This window comes from Flavobacterium sp. N502540 (assembly GCF_025947365.1).
Taxonomy (GTDB): domain Bacteria; phylum Bacteroidota; class Bacteroidia; order Flavobacteriales; family Flavobacteriaceae; genus Flavobacterium.
Genome location: NZ_CP110012.1, coordinates 197,359 through 215,992, shown reverse-complemented (window position 1 = coordinate 215,992; position 18,634 = coordinate 197,359). Strand labels below are relative to the sequence as shown.

At 35.0% G+C, this 18,634-nt stretch carries 21 protein-coding genes; 10 read left to right on the top strand and 11 right to left on the bottom strand.

Translation table 11 applies throughout. From position 1 onward, the window contains the following. Nucleotides 1-11 precede the first annotated feature (11 nt). The 3 genes from OLM58_RS00965 to OLM58_RS00955 all read right to left on the bottom strand — a co-directional run bounded on the left by OLM58_RS00965 (nt 12) and on the right by OLM58_RS00955 (nt 2,196). A complete protein-coding gene (locus OLM58_RS00965; protein ID WP_264530829.1) occupies nt 12-425 on the bottom strand; it encodes a hypothetical protein in 414 nt (137 codons plus the stop codon). Between the two features lie 33 nt (nt 426-458). Next, entirely contained in the window at nt 459-1,001 is a 543-nt protein-coding gene (locus OLM58_RS00960) for an RNA polymerase sigma factor (RefSeq protein ID WP_017496123.1), read from the bottom strand. Nucleotides 1,002-1,062: 61 nt separating this feature from the next. Next, a complete protein-coding gene (locus tag OLM58_RS00955; RefSeq protein WP_264530828.1) occupies nt 1,063-2,196 on the bottom strand; it encodes an SRPBCC family protein in 1,134 nt (377 codons plus the stop codon). A gap of 430 nt (nt 2,197-2,626) precedes the next feature. Between OLM58_RS00955 and OLM58_RS00945 the strand changes: the two genes are divergently transcribed. Further along, the gene (locus tag OLM58_RS00945; protein ID WP_017496120.1) at nt 2,627-3,007 is read left to right on the top strand and encodes a nucleoside triphosphate pyrophosphohydrolase family protein; all 381 of its coding nucleotides are present in this window, start codon (nt 2,627-2,629) and stop codon (nt 3,005-3,007) included. 63 nt (nt 3,008-3,070) lie between these two features. Here OLM58_RS00945 and OLM58_RS00940 read toward each other — a convergent pair whose 3' ends face one another. Next, nucleotides 3,071-4,141: a branched-chain amino acid aminotransferase gene (locus OLM58_RS00940; RefSeq protein WP_070907278.1), complete on the bottom strand. Its 1,071-nt coding sequence runs from the start codon at nt 4,139-4,141 to the stop codon at nt 3,071-3,073. A gap of 319 nt (nt 4,142-4,460) precedes the next feature. Between OLM58_RS00940 and mnmD the strand changes: the two genes are divergently transcribed. After that, nucleotides 4,461-5,126: a tRNA (5-methylaminomethyl-2-thiouridine)(34)-methyltransferase MnmD gene (mnmD, locus tag OLM58_RS00935; protein WP_264530827.1), complete on the top strand. Its 666-nt coding sequence runs from the start codon at nt 4,461-4,463 to the stop codon at nt 5,124-5,126. Between the two features lie 166 nt (nt 5,127-5,292). Then, nucleotides 5,293-5,490, top strand: a complete 198-nt coding sequence (locus tag OLM58_RS00930) for a hypothetical protein (RefSeq protein ID WP_017496117.1) — start codon at nt 5,293-5,295, stop codon at nt 5,488-5,490. A 34-nt stretch (nt 5,491-5,524) separates the two neighbouring features. On the opposite strand, the gene OLM58_RS00925 is transcribed toward OLM58_RS00930, so the two are convergent. Continuing rightward, the gene (locus tag OLM58_RS00925; RefSeq protein ID WP_070907276.1) at nt 5,525-6,469 is read right to left on the bottom strand and encodes a LysR substrate-binding domain-containing protein; all 945 of its coding nucleotides are present in this window, start codon (nt 6,467-6,469) and stop codon (nt 5,525-5,527) included. Nucleotides 6,470-6,576: 107 nt separating this feature from the next. Here OLM58_RS00925 and OLM58_RS00920 point away from each other — a divergent pair, with 107 nt between their 5' ends. The 4 genes from OLM58_RS00920 to can all read left to right on the top strand — a co-directional run bounded on the left by OLM58_RS00920 (nt 6,577) and on the right by can (nt 9,959). After that, nucleotides 6,577-7,056 (top strand): Dps family protein, encoded by a 480-nt coding sequence (locus OLM58_RS00920; RefSeq protein ID WP_264530826.1) that lies wholly within the window; start codon nt 6,577-6,579, stop codon nt 7,054-7,056. 133 nt (nt 7,057-7,189) lie between these two features. Continuing rightward, entirely contained in the window at nt 7,190-7,474 is a 285-nt protein-coding gene (locus OLM58_RS00915; protein ID WP_264530825.1) for a hypothetical protein, read from the top strand. An 80-nt stretch (nt 7,475-7,554) separates the two neighbouring features. Then, nucleotides 7,555-9,204: a SulP family inorganic anion transporter gene (locus OLM58_RS00910; RefSeq protein ID WP_264530824.1), complete on the top strand. Its 1,650-nt coding sequence runs from the start codon at nt 7,555-7,557 to the stop codon at nt 9,202-9,204. A 119-nt stretch (nt 9,205-9,323) separates the two neighbouring features. After that, a complete protein-coding gene (can, locus tag OLM58_RS00905; RefSeq protein WP_264530823.1) occupies nt 9,324-9,959 on the top strand; it encodes a carbonate dehydratase in 636 nt (211 codons plus the stop codon). A gap of 37 nt (nt 9,960-9,996) precedes the next feature. On the opposite strand, the gene OLM58_RS00900 is transcribed toward can, so the two are convergent. Next, a complete protein-coding gene (locus tag OLM58_RS00900) occupies nt 9,997-11,199 on the bottom strand; it encodes an LETM1-related biofilm-associated protein (protein ID WP_264530822.1) in 1,203 nt (400 codons plus the stop codon). A gap of 116 nt (nt 11,200-11,315) precedes the next feature. Further along, nucleotides 11,316-11,843: a superoxide dismutase family protein gene (locus tag OLM58_RS00895; protein ID WP_264530821.1), complete on the bottom strand. Its 528-nt coding sequence runs from the start codon at nt 11,841-11,843 to the stop codon at nt 11,316-11,318. Between the two features lie 208 nt (nt 11,844-12,051). Here OLM58_RS00895 and OLM58_RS00890 point away from each other — a divergent pair, with 208 nt between their 5' ends. The 3 genes from OLM58_RS00890 (at nt 12,052) to OLM58_RS00880 (ending at nt 13,605) form a co-directional block, all read left to right on the top strand. Further along, on the top strand, nt 12,052-12,489 hold the full coding sequence (locus OLM58_RS00890; protein WP_264530820.1) for an META domain-containing protein: 438 nt from the start codon (nt 12,052-12,054) through the stop codon (nt 12,487-12,489). A 33-nt stretch (nt 12,490-12,522) separates the two neighbouring features. Further along, a complete protein-coding gene (locus OLM58_RS00885) occupies nt 12,523-13,038 on the top strand; it encodes a DUF4251 domain-containing protein (RefSeq protein ID WP_264530819.1) in 516 nt (171 codons plus the stop codon). 78 nt (nt 13,039-13,116) lie between these two features. Continuing rightward, on the top strand, nt 13,117-13,605 hold the full coding sequence (locus OLM58_RS00880; RefSeq protein WP_264530818.1) for a hypothetical protein: 489 nt from the start codon (nt 13,117-13,119) through the stop codon (nt 13,603-13,605). A gap of 75 nt (nt 13,606-13,680) precedes the next feature. On the opposite strand, the gene OLM58_RS00875 is transcribed toward OLM58_RS00880, so the two are convergent. The 4 genes from OLM58_RS00875 to OLM58_RS00860 all read right to left on the bottom strand — a co-directional run bounded on the left by OLM58_RS00875 (nt 13,681) and on the right by OLM58_RS00860 (nt 18,516). Then, nucleotides 13,681-14,775 (bottom strand): glycoside hydrolase family 18 protein, encoded by a 1,095-nt coding sequence (locus OLM58_RS00875; RefSeq protein ID WP_264530817.1) that lies wholly within the window; start codon nt 14,773-14,775, stop codon nt 13,681-13,683. Nucleotides 14,776-15,003: 228 nt separating this feature from the next. Beyond that, the gene (locus OLM58_RS00870; protein ID WP_089078084.1) at nt 15,004-16,809 is read right to left on the bottom strand and encodes an acyl-CoA dehydrogenase family protein; all 1,806 of its coding nucleotides are present in this window, start codon (nt 16,807-16,809) and stop codon (nt 15,004-15,006) included. Between the two features lie 53 nt (nt 16,810-16,862). Beyond that, a complete protein-coding gene (locus tag OLM58_RS00865; RefSeq protein WP_319802359.1) occupies nt 16,863-17,240 on the bottom strand; it encodes a four helix bundle protein in 378 nt (125 codons plus the stop codon). A gap of 94 nt (nt 17,241-17,334) precedes the next feature. Beyond that, nucleotides 17,335-18,516, bottom strand: coding sequence for a thiolase family protein (locus OLM58_RS00860; RefSeq protein ID WP_017496103.1), 1,182 nt, complete (start codon nt 18,514-18,516; stop codon nt 17,335-17,337). Between the last annotated feature and the right edge of the window lie 118 nt (nt 18,517-18,634).

Here is an 18,634-nt window from a genome sequence, read left to right as displayed (position 1 = left end):
AAATTTTAGTTTTATTCTGAAATTAAATTTTCAATATTAGGGTTGGTAGCTAAGATGTCTTCAAGAGTTTCCTGTTCAAGAGCAACATTTTTACCAAGTTTATCAATGTCTTTTGCGTCCAGTTCACGAATCAAATCGTATTGATTTAAGTTGGATTGATAGGATAAATACGTTTCCAGAGTGTCTTCGTCAAGATCTTTGGATGTGTTGTAATGGTTGATCACAGGAATCAGTAAAGCTGCAAAAACAACTGCGGCTGCCACAAGCGAAAGTGTTTTTTTACGCTTGTAAAGCGGTATTACTTTTACTTCTTTTTCTTCGTTTATTTGCTGTAAAACCTTTGTTGAAAAAGCATCAAAATAATTCTCCGGAGTTTTAAATCCGGTTTTTATTTTCGGTTCGTTTTCTAAATTAAATGTTTTCATAGTAGCTATAAGACAGTTGTTGTTACAAAAGGTTTAATTTGAGGTAACATATATTTCAATTTTTTTTACTGCGTGATGATAGGATGCTTTCAAAGCCCCGACTGAGGTTCCCAGAATTTCAGCGATTTCTTCGTATTTTAATTCTTCAAAATATTTCATTTTAAAAACCAATTGCTGTTTTTCCGGTAAGGTTACAATCGCTTTTTGAAGTTTGATCTGAATTTCGTCTCCTTCAAAATAAACATCGGCTTTTAAATTGTCGATGGCTTTATTTTGTAGTGCTTCAGAAGTTATTCCGTTCAGTTTTGCTTTTTGACTTAAAAAGGTCAAAGCTTCGTTGGTTGCAATTCGATACATCCAGGAAAAAAGCTTGCTTTCTCCCTTAAAATTTTTTAAATACTGAAAGACTTTTACAAAAGTATTCTGTAAAACATCATCTGTATCGTCGTGATTCAGTACAATGTTTCGAATATGAGAATACAGCGGTTTTTGATAATCAGATACGAGCTTTTGAAACGCGGTATTTTGCGTTGCAGGATTTAATAATTGTTGAATAAATTCCTTCTCGTCTGCCAAATTCTGTTATTTATGGTGTTAGAATGAATTTTGAACAAAAGGTTTAATGAACCAAATTATTTTAGAATTCTGACTGCTCTTCTTCTGCCGGCTTTTTAGGTGTTTCTACAGGTTTTGCTACTGCCGGATCGGTAGTGGCTGGTCTGTAAACAGGAACTTTAGCTACCGGAACTACTTTTGGTTTTATTGGGTAGTAAATTTCAGTCATTAACTTAGACGGACTTTTTACATCCAGTTTGCTCATGGTTAGGATTTCAAGATGTGACCAGCTTAAATCAGGAGTGATTTTTTCGTTGTTGATAAAAGCAGTTGTTTTTTTAAATGCTTCGTTAAGATGCGAATAATCACCTTTTAAAGTGGTTTTTACCGCTTCAAATCCGTTTAGTTTTCCTCCTGAAATATCGCTTCCGGAAGTAGTTACGATTTCTCGGCTCGTAGGCAAACAGATTGAGATTTTTGCCAGTCCTGTTGTAATGTCGTAAGTATGGTAAATAATAAATGGTTTTCCATTCGTGGCTAACCCATTGTTTTTACTGAATTCGATCAGTTTTGGAATAACGATTTTGGCATTTTTGCCAACTTTTCCAATTTCACTCGTAAAGGTTTGTCTGATATAAGGAGTTTCAGTCTTTCTTACTAATCCGTTAACTTTTATAGCGTATGTTTTTGTTTCGTAATCTAAGTTTTTGTCAATATTGGCAAGACTTTTTTCGTAGATAGTTCCAATTACTTTGTCCGAGCCTCCGTTTAGAGCGGCGTAAACTTTAAACAAAAAACTCATCGTTCCGGATGCTTTCCAGGTTACTTTTGTTTTTCCGGCCAACGTATCTTTAAAAGTCCAGTTTACATCGGCTTCGGTTCCGTCATACTTCATTTTTTGCTGTATGCTTTCTCCGTCTTTTGTTTTTAGAGTGATTGCGTTTCCATTTCCTTCAGATCCAGTCCAATAAAAAGAAGCTCCATTTCCGACTGTTTTGTTAGGAAAGGTCATCTTCATCGTAGGATCTTCAACAGACCAGGATTCAAAATCTTCATAATTTCTAAAATCATTAAGGTAATTGTATACCGTAGCTTTTGGTGAATTGATCACTTTGCTTCTTTCCACAGAAAAGATTCCTTTTTGTGTGGCAACAAAAACGGTAAGGGCAACAAGGCTTAATAATAGTAGTAGGAATAAATATTTAAGAATCTTCATTGTAGTGGTTTATTTGGAGTCGTAAAGTTATAAATTTATTACTAGTCGCACTAATAACACTTTGGTAAAAGTACATTTTATACCATTATCGGAAGAGAAAATCAAATAAAATGTACTGAAAAAGGTTTTATTTGAAATCGAAAACTTTCTTTTCGGTCTTATCGTTTGAAGAAAAATTTAATTACAAATAAAATGGCAATAAAAAGTAAAAATACGAGTAGTACTTTATAATTGCCTTTGTAAAAAACCTTGTGTAAGGCAAGATCTTTTCGATAAGCGAATATCATTACGATTACGAATGCAATAAAAAAACAGAGTCCGAATATTAATTGTCCTTGACTAAACATAGTTGAAAATAATTTTTGGCAAATTTAGAGAATTGTACACGAATTGTTGCTAATTTGCCATTTCATTTAATCAAAATAATATCATGAAGAAACAACTTGATGCGGTGACTGAGTTTCATACTGCTTTTAAAATAGGACATAGCCTTGAACCGATTGCTGATTTGGGAGAGACAAAGAAGCTGCTTCGTTATAATTTAATGAAAGAGGAAAACGAAGAATATCTGGAGGCGGTTCAGAATAACGATTTAGTTGAAATTGCTGATGCTTTGGGAGATATGATGTATATTTTATGCGGAACTATTATTGAGCACGGTTTGCAGGACAAAATCGAAGCAGTTTTTGATGAGATTCAACGCAGTAATATGAGTAAATTAGGAGAAGACGGTAAGCCAATTTACAGAGAAGACGGAAAAGTAATGAAAGGACCAAATTATTTTAAGCCGGATTTTTCAAAATTGCTTTAAAATAACAAGCCCAACAGTTTTTTAAAACCTGTCGGGCTTGTTTTGTATAGAGGTGTCTTTTGCTTACTGTACTTTTACAGTCCAGCCAAAAGTGTCTTCAGAAAGTTTGTTTTGAAGACTTGTTAGTTTTTCTTTTAATAAAGAAGCGTAAGAATTCTCAAGAGGTGCCATTTCGTAATATACATCCTGATAAGAGAAGCCTTTAATTACACTTACTACAGCAGCAGTTCCTGCTCCGAAGATTTCTTTCAAAGATCCGTTTTTAGCCGCTTCTACCAATTCTGATACAATAACAGGACGAACTTCAACTTTAAGTCCTTCTTTTTCTGCGATAGCGATCAAACTTTTTCTGGTAATACCGTCTAAGATTCTCTCACTTGTTGGAGCTGTTAATAAAGTATCATTGATTCTGAAGAAAACGTTCATAGTTCCCGCTTCTTCCAGTTTAGTGTGTGTGGCATCATCTGTCCAGATTACCTGTTGGAAACCATCTTTGTTGGCCAGATTGGTTGGGTAAAATTGTGCAGCGTAGTTTCCGGCAGCTTTGGCAGCTCCAATTCCTCCGTTTGCCGCTCTACTGTAATGTTCAGCGATAATTACTTTCACTTCACCTCCGTAATAAGACTGTGCAGGAGAAAGTAGAATCATGAATTTATATTCGTCAGAAGGATTTGCTACAACACCGGCACCGGTTGCAATCATAAAAGGACGGATGTACATACTGCTTCCGTTTCCTTTTTGAATCCATTCCTGATCAATTTTTAATAATTCATTCAAACCGTCCATAAAAACAGCTTCAGGAACTTCCGGCATAGCCATACGAACTGCTGAATTGTTAAAACGTTTGAAGTTTTCATCCGGTCTGAACAACCAAACATCATTATTGTCATCTTTATAAGCTTTCATCCCTTCAAAAATAGCTTGTCCGTAGTGGAAGACTTTTGAAGAAGGATCCATTAAAATTGGAGCATAAGGCTTAATGACAGGGTTTTGCCATTCTCCATTTTTAAAATCACACTCGAATAAATGGTCTGTAAAAACAGAACCAAAGCTTAAATTTTGAAAGTCTACTCCGCTTATTTTTGACGAAGTTGCTTTTCTGATTTCAATTTTGTTGGTTTGAGTTGTACTCATAATTAATATGTAAAGTTTTTTTTTTATGTAATTAGCATTAATAATAAAGAAAATCTAAAGCTATGATTTGGTGATTGATAGATTTTTCTTAATGCAAAATTAAGTAAAAATATATAATTTGCTTAGTAAAACTGCATTATTTGCGCCCTTTAATTGAGATTTATATATCTTATAATAAAGTGAAAAAATTAAGACATTTTTATAAAGAATTTATGAAAAACGAACCGTTTTTTAAGGCTTTACGCATTTGTTTTGACTAAATTTGGCACTTAAAATACCTCATATAACAATAGAAAAAGATTGCTAATTCCGAAATAAGGTGAAAAGAGAAATAATTAAAACGCTAGATGGTTCAACAACAATTCATTTGCAGGAATGGAATGAGTCTTACCATTCCAAACACGGAGCGATTCAGGAAGCTAAACATGTATTTATCAAAAACGGTCTTTCGCTGTTTGATGCTGCTCCGGTAAGTATTCTTGAAATAGGTTTCGGAACAGGTTTGAATGCGTTTATTACTTTTCTGGAATCCGGCCAAAAACAGCAGCAGATTGATTATGTTGGAGTAGAAGCTTATCCGGTGGATGCGAAAGAGGTACTTGAAATGAATTATGTTGCTGAATTGGAGGCTGACAATTATAAGGCTGTTTTCGAAAAAATGCACGAATGTGAGTGGAATCAGAAAGAGGTTATCAGTGCCGATTTCATGTTAACCAAAAGGAAACAATTTTTTGATGAAATTGATGATTTTGAAATTTTTGATTTGATTTACTTTGATGCCTTTGGATATCGGGTGCAGCCGGAGCTGTGGAGTACTGAAATTTTTCGAAAAATGTACCAAAGTTTAAAGCCAAATGGAGTTTTAGTAACGTATGCCGCTCGCGGAGTTGTTAAAAGAAGTATGATAGAGGTTGGTTTTACGGTTGAAAAATTGGCAGGACCTCCCGGAAAAAGAGAAATGTTTAGAGCCTTTAAAAAGGTTTAAATGAGTTGTTTAGAATGATTCTATATTGATTTATGTTTATTAAGAAATCGTATTCGTTGCTAAAGTTTTTAAAAAAATAAGTTAAAATCAGTACTTATGAATGATATTTGTTTAAATTTGTTGCGAGTTTAAAAATATAGATAACCCCAAAAAATCTTATTTTATTATGTCAAAAATGATGTTTGATTACACGAAATCAATACTTGAGAGAGTGAGTTTCGACCCGATACTTTTCTGCAAAGAATTAGAAAAAGCTATCAAAACACTGTTACCGTACGAAATGGAACAATTACAAGAATGGTTATTAAATTTCATTATTGAAAAACCAGAGTTAAAGCAAAGTCTACTACTAATTAAAGTATAAAAGAAAAGGAGCCAAATTGGCTCCTTTTTTATTTTTACTTCTTTTGTTGTAGCGGACTGATGATCTGAACGTTCTGAAAAACAATTGCTCCTTTAACAACTCCTGCAATTGTGGATCTTAGGGCATCAATGATCTGCATTTTTAATTCGCTCTTCGGGTAAATCAAACTTACCTCACGAGCAGGTTTAGGTTCCTTAAAGTTACGCAGTTTTTGTTTGTCGGAATCTTTTAAGTCTAAGGTGTGCAAGTACGGAAGTAGCGTTGTACCCAAACCTTCGTCGGCTAATTTTATCAGGGTCTCGAAGCTTCCGCTTTGTATCTGAAAATTATTCTGATCCAGGTCGCTGGCATTTTTACACAAATTTAAAATTCCGTCTCTAAAACAGTGCCCGTCCTGAAGAAGCAGAATCTCGTTAATGTTTAAGTCCGCAACTTCAATTTCTTCTTTTTGAAAACTGGCATGATGTTCCGGTATGTAAGCCACAAAAGGTTCAAAATACAATACGATTTCTTTTATTTTTTCGTCTTCAAGCGGAGTTGCAGCAATAGCAGCATCCAAATGACCATTTTTTAACTTCAGGATTATTTCGTCTGTATTAAGCTCTTCGATTAGGAGTTTTACTTTTGGGTATTTTTTGATGAAATTGTTTAGAAACATTGGTAAAAGCGTTGGCATAATGGTTGGGATAATTCCCAGACGGAATTCTCCTCCAATAAAACCTTTCTGCTGCTCTACAATATCCTTAATACGATCAGCTTCATTTACAATATTCTTGGCCTGGTTTACGATTTTCTGACCAATATCTGTAAGTTGAATGGGTTTTTTGCTTCTGTCAAAAATTTGAATGCTAAGTTCTTCCTCGATCTTTTGAATCTGCATACTCAGTGTAGGCTGGGTAACGAAACATTTTTCGGCAGCAAGGGTGAAATTTTTATGCTCGGCAACGGCTAATACATATTGCAATTGAGTTATAGTCATCTTGATAGTAATTTTTGATGCAAAAATAAGGAAATATAATTTTTTTTTATATTATTTTCGGAGAACTTATTTTAAATTTGTAGTAATCACATTATAAAATGAGAACTATGAAAACAAATATTTTAGGTTTACCGGTAAAGGAGTCAGAATTGTTAGTAAAAGAATTAAATGTTCTGTTGTCAAATTTCCAGGTATATTACCAGAATTTAAGGGGGTTGCATTGGAATATTCGTGGGAAACGTTTTTTTGATTTGCATGTAAAGTTTGAAGAATTGTACACAGATTCCCAGTTGAAAATTGATTTGATTGCAGAAAGGGTTTTAACTATCGGCGGAACTCCTTTACATACTTTTGAAGATTATATTAAAAATAACAAATTAACTGTCGGAAAAAATATTTCAAATGATGAAAAAGCTGTTCACTTAATTGTGAGCTCTTTAACGGATTTATTGAAAATCGAAAGAGGAATTTTAAAACAATCGGATGAAATTAACGATGAAGGGACAAATTCGATGATGAGTGACTTCATTGCAGAGCAGGAAAAAACAATTTGGATGATGAATGCATGGCTTGAAGAAGAGCTGTAATTTGTTGTTTCTAAAGTGATTACTATAGCAGAATGGTCGGGTTTGACCATTCTGTTTTTTATGATTGTTAAATTTGTTTAAATTTTTTGGCCTCTCGCTTTGATTTTAGCTGTTTAACACTATTTTTGTTCCAATGAAATTAGTCGCTCGTATATTATTATTCATCTTTATTGCTTTCTTATCTACTCCAACTATTGTGACGGTAATGAAGAAAAGCAACGATACGTCGATATTTTTCAGTTTTTCTGAAGAGGAACATTCACATAAAGAACTTAAGGCTGCTGTTTATCCGGCAATACTTCAACATGAAGTTGTTATGCCAGTTTATATTGAAAAAAAGACCATTGTGTCTGAAAATATTGTAAAATTAGACAATATTTCTCCGAGCATTTTTGCTCCACCTCCTAATTTGGCATAATACTTCCGATTATTTTGAATTGAACTGCATTTTGATAATTGCAGTAAGTCTTTAATGAATAATTTTTTTAGTATTGTGCTATGACAAAAAAAATCAATCTTTTTGCCAACCTTAAATCTGATTTTGCTTCAGGTTTAGTGGTTTTCTTGGTGGCTCTTCCATTGTGTTTAGGTATTGCAATGGCTTCGGGAGCACCTTTGTTTTCGGGAATTATCGCAGGTGTTGTTGGAGGTATTGTGGTAGGTTACTTAAGCCAGTCTCATATTAGTGTCTCCGGACCAGCGGCCGGACTGACCGCTATCATTTTAACCGCTATTACAGATTTAGGTGCTTTCGATGTGTTTTTGATGTCTGTTTTTATTGCTGGATTAATTCAATTAGCATTAGGATTTTTAAAGGCCGGAAGTATCTCCAATTATTTTCCTACCAACGTTATTGAAGGGATGTTGGCCGGTATCGGAATTATTATTATTCTGAAACAATTACCCCATGCTTTTGGTTACGATGCCGATTTTGAAGGAGATCAGGCATTTATTCAAAATGACGGAAGCAACTCTTTTTCTTTTCTATTCGATGTTTTAAATCACATACATTTAGGAGCGGTGGTGGTTTCACTTGTTTCTTTGGTGATTTTAATTTCGTGGGAGAAAGTACCCTTCTTAAAAAGATTGAAATTAATTCCGGGAGCACTTGTTGCAGTTATTACCGGAATAATTTTAAACGAGTTTTTTACTTCAACAGGAAGTTCACTGGCAATTGCAAATGAGCATTTAGTTTCTTTGCCGGTTCCAAAATCTTTTGATGAGTTTAAATCAATCATAATTCTGCCAAATTTTGCTGCGGTTACAAACCCACAAGTTTGGGTGGTAGCAATTACAATTGCAATAGTTGCTTCTATTGAGACGCTGTTGTGTATAGAGGCATCTGACAGAATGGATGTTCAAAAACGTTATACCGATACCAATGTTGAGCTTAGAGCGCAGGGAATTGGTAATGTAGTAAGTTCGCTTTTGGGAGGTTTGCCGATGACATCCGTTGTGGTAAGGTCATCTGCAAATAATAATGCAGGAGCAAAATCAAAAATGTCAGCCATCATTCATGGTGTACTTTTGCTAATTAGTGTTTTGTCAATTCCGGCATTATTGAACAAAATACCATTGGCAACTTTGGCAACGGTTTTAATTTTAGTAGGGTATAAATTGGCGAAACCTGCCACTTTTAAACATTTCTGGGAAAAAGGGAAATATCAGTTTATACCGTTTATTGCCACTTTAGTATTTGTTGTAGCAACAGATTTACTTAAAGGAGTTGCTTTAGGAATTGTGATCAGTATTATTTTTGTATTGAGAGGAAATCTGAAAAGAGCTTACAGTTTCAAAAAAGAAGAATATGAAGATGGTGATGTCATCCATATCGATTTAGCACAGGAAGTTTCATTTTTGAATAAGGCTGCGATTAAGTCGACTTTAAGTGAAATTCCGGAAAACTCTAAAGTAATTATCAATGCTGCAGATACGGAGTATATTGCCCATGATGTTTTAGATTTGATTCGCGAGTTTAAAGAAACAAGAGCAATTGATGAAAATATTAAAGTAAAACTTAAAGGATTCAAGAAAGCATATGAACTTGAGAATTCACCGGAGATTAATAATCATGTTACGATAGAGCATTATTATGATGTTGCCAAAAGAACTTTAGTTCAAAAAGAAAACGTAAAAGAAAATTTATAAATAAATTATATTAATTAAGGTATTTCCGGAGGGTGAGAAGTACTAAAAATTAGATAACTTTACGAGAAGTTTTTTTAGTAGATTTAAGCAAACGGAATTACCATACAAAAAACAAAAAAATGAGAGAGTTTTATAAGCAGTTACTTGAAAACAACAGACAGTGGGTTGAAAAGTCATTAGCATTAGATCCTAATTATTTTGCGGATCTTGCAAAAGGGCAGACACCGCCGTTGTTGTGGATTGGATGTTCAGATAGCCGTGTTCCGGCAAATGAAATTATTGGAGCTAAACCGGGTGAGGTTTTTGTACACCGTAATATTGCTAATATGGTAGTACACTCTGATATGAATATGTTGAGTGTTTTAGATTATGCAGTAAATGTTTTGAAAGTAAAACACGTTATTGTTTGCGGACATTACGGCTGTGGTGGTGTTAAAGCTGCTATGGGTAATCAGTCTGTTGGAATTATCGACAACTGGATTCGTCACATTAAAGATGAATACCGTCTACACGATAAGTATCTAAATTCAATTGAAGATGAAACAGAACGTTTCAATACTTTTGTTGAAATCAATGCAAAAGAGCAGGTTTACAATTTAGCTAAAACATCTATCGTTCAGGGAGCCTGGAAAAACGGACAGGACTTGATGCTTCACGGATGGGTTTACGGTTTAAATTCCGGTTTTGTAACCGATTTAAATGTGAATATTGCTTCAAATGAGGAGCTTGATGAAGTTTATCAGTTAGATCTATAATATAAAAAAGAAAATCGCCTCAAAGGGGCGATTTTTTTTATTCGTTTTCGTCCAGGTTTTCATTAAAGGCAGACGGGAGTAAAGTTGGAATAAATTTGATAAGAATCGGTAGTAATAAACTTCCTCCGGGCAGTAAAAATATGGTGAGCGAGGGAATCGTTTTACAGATGTCTAAAAGTTGTTTTTTTACCTTTTTCTTTTCTTTAGCATCCAGATCTCTGGTGGTTGAATAAGCCAGCAGAACCATTAACTCTTTGCTTTGAATGATTTCCTTAACTAATCGGTTTTTGTTTCTTACAATCAGTTTTACCACACTGTGGGTCATTTGGTCGTAAAAATGTTTTACAGGATTGGAATAGTTGAAATAAGGAATCTTCTTTTTGTGAGTAGTGATAAACGTGTTGGTCGTTTCGATGCTTTTGGTTACGAAATCATCAGAAATTCCCATCATCGATCCTAAAGAGTATAAAAAGTAGGCTTCTTCATTTTCGACAACACCATCGCTCCACAAAGCCATTCCGGCCATATCAATCAAATAATAATGTTCCAGTTTATGGTTGTAATAGTCCAGTTGTAAAGTTTCTAAAGTGTCAACGGTAACTTTCGAAAATTTAGAATAACGGATAGAGGCTTCGAAAAGTTTTATCAGTAAATCGTCGTGCTGAGATTTTATGGTTTTGGTTTTTAAAGCCAGAGCCACAATGCCCATAACGGTTTCTTCGATTCGTTTTAAGTATTTTTCAGGAATAGTCCCATGCTCTAAATATTGTCTGAAAGCCAGAACATCAATAAATAAAAGCGCATTGGTTACTAAATGCGAAAAGTTCTTACTGATAATACTATCATTTGTCTGAACGCGCTGATCTATAATGTTTTCTAAAGAAAGAGAAGGAGTGTCCTTTGGAAGCAGAATTTTAAATATATTAAAACCTTCCGGGCTCATTTCCTTATAGAATTTTAAAACTTCAGAAATAAAATTATTAGGCTCTGAGCTTCTTTTTTCCAAACAAAAAACACCATACAAAGTATTCAATAAAGCTACTTTGGAGATTTCGGTTTTGAACCAGCCTTTTATAGGAATAGGAATCTGAGAATCTATAGCGATGATGTGACCGTAAATAAAACCGGTTTCTCTGACTTTATGGTAAAACGACTCAGCAGTCTCAAAAGGAATAGCTTCTGAAAACTTTTGTTCGCTAAAAAACTTATCTATCCAGCCTGGTGCCGATGGGTTAATCATTAACTTTATAATTTATAGCTGCAAAGCTATATCTTTTTCTTGTTTTAGTGTAAATTTAAAATGAAATAACCACTAGATTTTGTGAAAATGTAGTGGTTATTACTGTTTTATGTTTTTTATTTAATGATTCCGGCACAGGCAACTCTTCCGCCCGCATTTCCTGTAGGCTGTGTTGTGAAATCATCAGATCCCTGATGAACAATTAATCCTTTTCCTAGAATATCTTTACTTTCATCTCCGCAGCCAATGCACCATTCATCAGTAGTTAGTGTTATATTCCCGTTACCATTTGCATCAGCGGTAAAGTTTCCGATATCTCCTTTGTGGTATTCGGCAACACCCCATTTTCCGTGTTTTTTAAAAGTTGGATTCCAGTGTCCTCCGGCCGAACTTCCGTCTGCAGCACTACAATCTGCCTTTTCATGAATGTGAATTGCATGTACTCCCGGCTGTAAACCCGTTATTTTTGCAGCAAAAGTGACTTTTCCTTTTCTCTCGGTAAAAGTGGCTGTTCCTGCTACTGTACTTTTGCTTTTTGGCTCTAAAGCTACTGTTAGGGTTTTGGCATCATTTGATTTTGTATTGGTTTTACAGCCAATGATTAAAGCTGTAATTATGGCGAAGGAAACGATTATTTTTTTCATAGAAGAGGCTTTTTATTATAGTTTAAGTAAAATTAACATAAAATACTGACATGGATTGGTACCGATCGTTAAAAAAAACTAAAACTATTGATCGGAATTTAAGCCAACTTTAGCTGATGAACCAAAAAATATTACGTAAATTCGTGTAATTATGAGTTTATTTACTTGAAAATCAAGGGTTTTATTTTTTAACTTAATCTTAAATATTATGATCAAGAGTATTTTATCTTTCGTTTTTTTAGGAATTGTTCTAACTTCCTGTAATTGCTCTAAAGTAGCAAAAGGGGACGGTGCTTCTAAACTTGAAAGAAGCTGGGACCTTAATTACATCTCCGGTTCAAGTGTTGATTTTGACGCTTTGTATCCCAATAATAAGCCAACCATTAATTTTAATCTGACTGAAAAAAGAGTATCCGGAAATAACGGATGTAATTCTTTCAACGGAGCACTTGTGGTAACGGGTCATAAAATCGATCTGACAGGTCCAATGGCTGTAACCAAAAAGATGTGTCCACAAGCACAGGAAGGAGAACGTCTTTTTATGAGTACTTTGCCTAAAATTACGTCCTATGATATTACAGATGAAGGAAAAACGCTGAATTTTATCTCAGGAGACATTGCATTGATGCGATTTACCAGAAAATAGTACTCTTGATTTCTAATCTAAAATTTACACTTTATGAAGACTAAATTATCCATTTTATTGTTGCTGTGCTGTTTTTTGAATGTTTCCGTTTTTGCGCAGGAAAAGACGAAGAAGGAGCTAAGAGCAGAAAGAGATTTACAGCAACAGAAAGAAACGGAAGCATTGATTGATTCTAAAAAGTTCGATTTTGAGGCGCAGAAATTAAATCCGCAGGGAGGAAGGCTCATTATTCTGAATTATAATACTTATTTTTTAAGATTTAGCAGCGATAAAATCATTTGTGATTTGCCTTTTTTTGGTCGTGCATTCAACATTGCGTATGGGGGAGACGGCGGAATAAAGTTTGAAGGAACACCGGAAGATATTAAAGTCGAAAAGAAAAAGAAAAGTTACATTTTAAGAACTACCGTTAGGGGAAAAGATGATGTATATAATTTGCTTTTCACTATTTTCAATAACGGAAGTACAACGCTTTCAGTCAATAGTAACAATAGGGCGCCCATTTCTTATGATGGTGTAATTAGAGCGTCAAAAAGCGGCGGAGAATAAGTAATCTTTCTTTTTTAGAACCTTGGAAGTATTTTTTGTAATGGGTGAATTTATAAAAACTAATTTAAAACCAGAACTATGAAAAAAATAAGCCTTATTCTTATCATGAGCATTGCTTCATTTTCGTCTTATGCTCAATCATCATTTAAAGAAGATGTGGATGTTTTACAAAGCATTTACGGAAAATCAAAAGGTGATCTCGTAAAAGAGTATATGAATTTATCGGATAGTCAGGCTGCTGCATTTGCAAAAGTGTATGATAGTTATGAAGCGGATCGCAAAGGTCTTGGACAAACGAAATTTCAATTGATTAACGATTATGCGGTGAATTATGCAACACTTACCGATGAAAAAGCCGATGAACTGGCAAAGGGAACTTTAAGAAACCATATAGGATATGAAAAATTATATTCGAAAACCTATACGCAGGCAAAAAAAGTCATAGGTGCTATCAATGCTGCGAAGTTCATTCAGTTAGAAGTGTATTTGCAGACGATAATCAGAGCTGAAATTCTGGAGACAATTCCTTTTATAGGCGAACTGGATAAGAGTAAAGTTAGAATTTAGTTTTAAATTTTTACGATAAGCAAAACGGCAGCTATTTTTTGAACAGCTGCCGTTTTTTTTATGATGTAAAGTTTTTTATTTAGCGGTTTTAACGTCGTAAATTGTATTGACCATTCCGTTGCGAGTTGCATCCAGAGGCAATTCCCAAAACATGATTCCGCCTAAGTTTTTAGCCTTAACGTATTCTGCTTTTGCTTTTATAGAGGCCAGATTGTCTCCTGTGGCAAATGTCTTTTCTTTTTCATTGTACCAGTGTGGTGCTTTGGCTTTTTCATCCCAAAAGTATTTCCATCCATTGGCTTCTGTGTAAAAAGTGCTATAATCTTTAAAAGAAACTCCCTGAATATGCTCACCTGCCTGATACAAACCATTGTTGATGTTTTCTACATTTTTCCAGGTTCTGGTATAGAAAGCACCTCCTATAACTAGTTTTTCAGCAGGAATTCCTAGTTTCAATAAATATTCAACTGCTCTGTCTGTAGATTCTTCTTTTGGATTAGTGCTGTATAAAGGTGTATGGTGTCCGGTAACTTTTGAGTATCCGTTCACTAAATCATAACTCATAATGTTCACACGATTTACCAAAGGCATAACCGTTTTCCAGTCAATGGATTCGTCCAGAAATTTTTGAAAACCTCCGGCAGCAAAGCTCAATTCGTATTTTTTGCCTAGGGTTGAACGTAAAATTTTGATTAGTTCGGTGAAATTTGGCTTGTCAGCCGGTTGAAACAAATGTCCCGGCAGTCCCTCAATTGCCGGATATTCCCAATCTAAATCTAAACCGTCTACTTTAAAATAATTGCTTACTTCTTTTACCGATTTGGCAAAAGTAAGTCTTCCCTCGGCTGTAGAAAATGCAGCAGAACAAGGCTCACAACCTCCCCAGCCACCAAGTGAAAGAATAATTTTTAATTGTGGATTGGATGCTTTTAGCGAAACCAAATGTTTAATCGTGGTAGAATCTTTTGCAGAATCAACGCTTAGTTTCCCCTCTTTTAAATGGCAAAAACTAAAGATGATTTGGTTTAGTTTACTTACCTCGTATTCGTTAATTAGCTTGTCATCACCTGTATAATAGGCTATGATGTCCATTTTTTTGCTTTTTTGCCCAAATGTACTTGTGGTAAAGTTGCACAATAGAATCAGGGCAAACAGGTTAATTTGTTTCATTTTATGTTTTTTAAAGTTTTTAGAATGCTAAATATAAAGTAATACTATCGATATTTAACTATTCTGTAAGTGTCTAAGAGTTAATTTTAACGAATATTTTGCAAATCGTTGCAAAAATATTGCGAAAGCTCATTCCTTCGATTTAGTTAAAAAAATAAATAAATAAACCCGCACTGTTTCGGATTAGTGCGGGTTTAAACAAATTAAAAGCTAAAAACTATTTTTGTATTAGAAGCAGTATTCGTTTTCTGCAACTAATTTAGAAGTAATAACCTCTCTTAGGGCTACCACATTTGGATTGTTTGTGTATTTTGTGAAACGTTTAAGTCCCATTAACATCATACGTTGTTCGTCACCTTCTGCAAAAGAAATGATTCCTTCTTTACCATTTAGGTTAACGATATCTACCGCTTTGTACAAGTATAATTTTGCCATTGCAATTTGCTCTTGTACTTTAGCTTCACCTTCTTTTTTGGCTAATTTTTCAGTTCTTAAAATAGTACTTTCAGCCATGTAGATCTCGATTAAGATGTTAGAAGCTGCCATCAATAACTGTTGGTGAGAATCTAAATCCGGGCCGTATTTTTGAACAGCGCTTCCGGCAACCATTAAGAAAACTTTTTTCAGGTTAGCGATGATTCCTTTTTCTTCTGCAAATAATTCAGAGAAATCTGGAGTATCAAAAGATGGAATTCCCATTAATTCTTCCTGAACTTTCATAGCTGGTCCTAACAAATCAACATGACCTTTCATAGCCTTTTTGATCAACATACCCACTGAAAGCATTCTGTTAATTTCATTTGTTCCTTCGTAGATACGTGCGATACGAGCATCTCTCCAGGCACTTTCCATTGGAGTGTCTTCAGAGAATCCCATTCCACCAAAAATCTGAATTCCTTCATCCGAACAGCTTTGAACATCTTCAGAAACAGCTACTTTAAGGATAGAGCATTCGATAGCGTATTCTTCAACACCTTTCAATTCAGCTTCCTGATGAGAAGTTCCTTCTGCTTCACGGGCAGCGATTCTGTCTTCGATATCTTTTGCAGCACGGTAAGAAGCACTTTCTCCTGCGTAGGCATTAGTTGCCATTTCAGCCAGTTTAGAACGGATAGCACCGAAGCTTGAAATTGGAGTATTAAACTGAATTCTTTCGTTAGCATATTTTACAGCTCCAGTAGTAACTCTACGTTGAGCATCTAAACAAGCAGCCGCTAGTTTAATACGACCTACGTTTAAAGCGTTCATTGCAATTTTGAAACCGTTTCCTCTTTCAGACAACATGTTTTCAACAGGAACTTTTGTATCGTTGAAGAAAACCTGACGTGTAGAAGAAGCACGGATTCCTAATTTATGCTCTTCTTCATTCATAGAAATTCCGTTTGACGGATCATTTTCTACGATGAAACCAGTAATGTTTTTATCCTCTCCAATACGGGCAAAAACGATGAAAACGCTGCAGAAACCTGCATTCGAAATCCACATTTTTTGTCCTGTGATCGAGTAGTATTTCCCATCTTCAGATAAAACTGCTTTCGTTTTTCCTGAGTTAGCATCAGATCCTGCTCCCGGCTCTGTTAAGCAATAAGCTCCAAACCATTCACCTGAAGCCAATTTAGGAACGTATTTTTTCTTTTGTTCTTCAGTACCATAAAGCGTAATTGGCATAGTTCCAATTCCGGTATGTGCACCAAAAGCTGTAGAGAAAGATCCCGTTGCTCCTGAAATGTAGTCACAAACCAACATTGTAGAAACAAATCCCATTCCTAATCCACCATATTCTTCCGGAACAGCAACTCCAAGAAGTCCAAGCTCACCTGCTTTGCGCATAGAAGATTCTGTATAAGCGTAATCTTTCTTCTCGAAACGATCTTTATGTGCCCATAATTCTTTGTCTACGAACTCTTTTACAGAGTCACGCATCATTAATTGCTCTTCCGAAAAATCTTCCGGTGTGAAGATATCTTCGCATTTTGTTTCTTTAACTAAAAACTGACCACCACGAGTCACGTTTTTTTCGATAGTATCTGCCATTGCTTTTGTTTTTTATGAAAGAAAATAGAATATAGAGTAAAGAACATAGACTTTTACTTCAGTCCGTTTTGAAAACTCATTGTCATTCTTTGAAATTCTTCTATTTTAATTTCTAATTGGTTAAATTGTTTTTCGTTTATATACTTTCTATGTGTTGCAATTAATAGTTGTGTAATTAATTCAAATGAAGAACCGAGAGAAATGTCTAAAAAATGACTGAAAGATTTATCAGTTCTTGAAGAACCTTCAGCAATATTACTAGGCATAGAAACTGAACATCTGCTAATCTGAGAACTCAAATCGTATCTTTCGTGTTTCGGAAACTCTATTAATATATCTGAAATTTCATTAGCGATTGTAATTCCGAGTTGCCAAATCTTCAAGTTCTTGTAATTATGCCTCATGTTTTTCGAGCCAAGATAAGAAACCATAAGTAAAAGGTAAGTTTTTTATTACTTTTTATAATCTTTGTTCTTTTCTCTTTACTCTAAAAAAAACATCTATTCTCTTTATTCTATTTTCTTTTTACAACACCTCGTAAATCCCTGCAGAACCTTGTCCGGTACCTACACACATACTTACGATTCCGTATTTATTACCTCTGCGTTTCATTTCGTCGAATAACTGAACAGAAAGTTTAGCTCCTGTACAACCCAGTGGGTGTCCTAATGAAATGGCTCCACCGTTTACGTTTACGATTTCCGGGTTGATGTTTAATTCGCGGGTAACTGCTAAAGCCTGAGAAGCAAAAGCTTCATTCAACTCGATTAATTCGATATCATTTAATGTTAATCCTGCTTGTTTCAAGGCTTTCGGAATTGCTTTTACAGGTCCGATACCCATGATTCTTGGCTCGACACCAGAAGAAGCAAAGTTTACCAAACGTGCAATTGGCTCCAGATTTAATTCTTTTACCATTTCTTCGCTCATGATTAAAACAAAAGCAGCACCGTCACTCATTTGAGACGAGTTACCGGCAGTTACACTTCCGTCTGCTGCGAAAACGGGTCTTAAACCTGCTAAAGCTTCTTTAGTTGTTCCTGCTCTTGGACCTTCGTCTTTATTTACAACGTATGATTTTGTTTCTTTTTTACCATTTTCATTGATGAAAGTCTGTTCAACAGTAATCGGAACGATTTGTTTGTCAAATTTTCCTTCTGCTTGTGCTTTCAGCGCTTTCATATGAGAGTTGTAAGCAAACTCATCCTGATCTTCTCTGGAGATTTTGTATTGATTGGCAACCGCTTCAGCAGTTAAACCCATTCCCCAGTAATAATCCTCATGACCTGCAGCAGCCACTTTATAGTCCGGAGTTGGTTTGTAACCTCCCATCGGAATATAACTCATACTTTCTGCACCACCAGCGATGATACAATCTGCCATTCCGGATTGAATTTTAGCAGTTGCCATTCCGATAGTTTCTAATCCGGATGCACAATAACGGTTTACTGTAACTCCGGGAACGTCTTCTACTTTTAATCCCATTAACGAGATCAAGCGTCCAACGTTAAGACCTTGCTCTGCTTCCGGCATGGCATTTCCTACCATAACGTCATCGATGCGCTTTTTGTCAAAATCAGGCAGTTCATCCATCATAAACTGAATGGTTTCAGCCGCTAATTCATCAGGTCTTTTGAATCTGAAAACCCCTTTTGGAGCTTTTCCAACTGCGGTTCTATATGCTTTTACTATATATGCTGTTTTCATTTGTTTTTGTGTTTTTAAGATTATAGAAAATAGATCATAGAAAATAGACTGTTACTTTGTCTCAAAATCTTTATTCTTTTTTCTTTATTCTATTTTTTAAGATTATAGAAGATAGAGT